Below are 1,654 nucleotides of genomic sequence, written 5' to 3' on the forward strand. Positions count from 1 at the left end.
CCTAAATTATTCACGGAACAGTATCTGAATTGATAACAGTACCATGAATCTGAAAATTGATCCATGCAGCCATAACATCACTCAATTAACCCGTCAAAAGGGTATAAAATCCCTGTGGCAGAGTTCAGAGCAGTTGTTAAGCTGTCAATGTTCGTTAATAGTTGCTATTCCAGCTGTACATTCAGCTTGCCGATATTTGAAAGTGTCTCATAGAATTCATTCTTATAGGGGCAACTGCTGCACAGTTTGAATGTGATATATCTTGCTGAATGAACTACTTTTGCAGCAATCTTCAGCAATTTTAAACGGACGGTATCAATGCGTTGCTTTCGCATATTTGCTGATAACACCAATCTTCTAAACCAATTAAATATGTTATACGCAAGAGCATGTACCTGCAGTCTATTGGCATTTACCATTCTGGTATGACTGCTTACGGATGCAAAATCAAAACCGGATTTGCTTTCTTTAATGAAGTTTTCCATCAGCCCCCGCTTGCAGTAAAATTTGATGAGATACTCTGGTGAGGAATCCATGTTTGTGACAACAAATGTGTACATGTAAACCATTTGGTTTTCCGGCTTTTCAACCTTGCATACCACACGCCTTTCATAAGGCCATGAACTCGCTCTATACATGAATTCGCCATAGGCTACTGCATAATCGACTTTATTATTTTTGGTGATCTCATCAAGCTCATCCACAAGATAGGATGCTTTTTTGCGGAGAATGCCATTCTCCTTCAGCCGGATCACATAGCTTGTGCCGTTTTCCTCACACTGCTTATAAAGATCAGGTGTAGCGAAACCGCTGTCACCACGAAGCAGAATACGGATCGCCGGATAATCATTCAGGTATTCATCAAGTATCGGCTGCAGGAAGTCAACCACTCCGGTACAGGAATACTCGGTTCCATCACGAAGCTGGATTTTTACCAGATCTCCGGTCATTCCATCATAACAGACAAGTGGATGGTATCCATTGCTTTGATAATGAAAGTTAAAGGCTCTGCCTTCCTGTTTGCCGTATGCATCAAGAAGAGTGGAATCCAGATCCAGAATAACAGCCTGTGGCATCTGAATACGATAAACTCTCTTTCGGAGTATTCTGCCAATCATAAGTAACTGATTTAAGGTATCTTCATCCATACGGTTAAAGAATCTTGATAGCGTAGGCTGTGATGCAAGGGTGTCTTTTTCAAGTACAGACTTGAATACAGGATCATTTGTAAGTTCATCGGAAGTATCATCTTCGAAGTAGCCTGCAATGATCATATATATCATCTGGAGCAGGTTTTTCTGATCTGTATGATATCTGAATAATGCAGAATCGTTGGTCTTGAAAACTTTGCCTAAAAGATTATCAATACCAAGTTTGCTTACGAATTCTTTGATAAGAAGCAATCCTGCATCGGAGGATAAATCTCCTCCATCAAAATTTATTTTAATTTGTCTATTGCTTTCTAGTGATAAGGTGTTTACAATACTCATAAAGGGCTCCTTTGTTGGTATTTATTTTGATTAGACACCTTAATTTTACCACAAATGGATGCTCTTTTTTCATTCACTTGATAGGTGAAAAGCAATATTCAGTTAAAATACAGTAACTATGTGGCTTTCAGCCACATTCGTGGCAAAGTCGTGAATAATTCAGG

At 39.1% G+C, this 1,654-nt stretch carries 1 protein-coding gene; it reads right to left on the reverse strand.

From position 1 onward, the window contains the following. Positions 1 to 164 precede the first annotated feature (164 nt). Complete coding sequence (locus B5E84_RS20170; RefSeq protein ID WP_087226754.1) at positions 165 to 1,490, reverse strand: IS1380 family transposase; 1,326 nt, start codon at positions 1,488 to 1,490, stop codon at positions 165 to 167. Positions 1,491 to 1,654: the final 164 nt, after the last annotated feature.

The sequence above is a fragment of the Lachnoclostridium sp. An14 genome, from assembly GCF_002160755.1.
Taxonomy (GTDB): domain Bacteria; phylum Bacillota; class Clostridia; order Lachnospirales; family Lachnospiraceae; genus Lachnoclostridium_A.